This is a genomic window from Erysipelatoclostridium sp. DFI.2.3 (genome assembly GCF_019132535.1).
Taxonomy (GTDB): Bacteria; Bacillota_I; Bacilli_A; order Erysipelotrichales; family Erysipelotrichaceae; genus Clostridium_AQ; species Clostridium_AQ innocuum.
Genome location: NZ_JAHOOJ010000061.1, coordinates 1 through 629 on the forward strand (window position 1 = coordinate 1; position 629 = coordinate 629).

At 38.6% G+C, this 629-nt stretch carries 2 protein-coding genes; both read right to left on the reverse strand.

The genetic code is table 11. The features are described 5' to 3' along the window. Positions 1-55: 55 nt before the first annotated feature. Positions 56-181, reverse strand: a complete 126-nt coding sequence (locus tag KSZ58_RS23330) for a hypothetical protein (RefSeq protein ID WP_008817705.1) — start codon at positions 179-181, stop codon at positions 56-58. Next, positions 181-612 (reverse strand): hypothetical protein, encoded by a 432-nt coding sequence (locus KSZ58_RS22375; RefSeq protein ID WP_217752960.1) that lies wholly within the window; start codon positions 610-612, stop codon positions 181-183. The genes KSZ58_RS23330 and KSZ58_RS22375 overlap by 1 nt, the downstream gene beginning before the upstream one ends. Positions 613-629: the final 17 nt, after the last annotated feature.

The window sequence follows — 629 nt, forward strand, 5'->3', positions numbered from 1 at the left end:
ACCTCATCTCTTTCCGCCATTCTTGGCAATATGTAGGGCGTTTTACCCTCTTATACTACTTCGTTAATTCTTCGTGACCTATCTCAACCAGAATTTTTTTCACTCCGGCTTCTAGCGCTTTGGGGACATCAGCAAAATCAAGCTTTCCATCTAAGATACGATATACCAGAAAATTTTCCATTATGCTTTACCTCCTGCCGCCATCAGTATCAAATCTTGAACTGCCTGTGCAGTCACCTCTTGCTTAAGTTTCAATTCTTCCAGCATGCTTTCTGCTGTTTCTTTATATAAAGACAAGAAAGCGACTTCACCATAATCAGCTGCTTTTACAACTTCCCCATCACCGCCATATTCAACTGGCGATACCTCATAATGCAAATCTAATGATACGTAGCTGTCTAAAACCACATATCCATCACATACAGTAAGTGTCTCGCCTGTTGCGTTTTCTACACACAATGTCTCAATGTTTTCCTTTTTTGAAAATTCAGAATGAATTTCTTTTAGTGATCTATCAGCAATGAAAGCAAGTTTCACATGATTATCTCCGACATTGAATCCGTCTGTGATCAGCTGATATCTACTGCCATTTTTCAGTTTAATAAATTCCATATCTTAATGCTCCTTTC